The 464-nt window shown below is 49.8% G+C and carries 1 protein-coding gene; it reads left to right on the forward strand.

Annotated elements, in window-relative coordinates; translation table 11 throughout:
* The coding region (locus tag UF06_RS18805; RefSeq protein ID WP_045571795.1) for a hypothetical protein at positions 1-464 on the forward strand (464 nt) is incomplete at both ends.

Here is a 464-nt window from a genome sequence, read left to right on the forward strand (position 1 = left end):
GGATACCATTGATGATAATTTAGCGGAAGGATCGGAAACATTCAGTTTGTCCGGTTCAACGCCAGAACAGCCTACTCCAGTTACGGGTGTTGCAACGATTACAGATGAGGCAGAGCAAGGGCCAGAAGATACTGTAACCGTTGATATGACCGGCCCGAATAGCGTTTCGGAAGGTGAAACTACTTCCGAATACACCGTGACACTGAGCGATCCGGCGCCAGTCGGTAGCATCGTGACTTTAGCTTACAGCTACACCACGGCATCCGGTGACGACATCACTGAAACCACTCAAGCCGTGATTGGTGCCGATGGTGTGACCGCTACGTTTACCATTGACACTGTCGATGATTCCGATGACGAGCCGGATGAAGTCTATCGAGATAGTGTGGCTAGTATTGTCTATGGTGCCGACAATCCTATTTTCGAGGCGCTTGACCTCACTAATGCGTATGTTGATACAACCA

The sequence above is a fragment of the Vibrio sp. S234-5 genome (genome assembly GCF_000960595.1).
Lineage (GTDB): Bacteria > Pseudomonadota > Gammaproteobacteria > Enterobacterales > Vibrionaceae > Vibrio.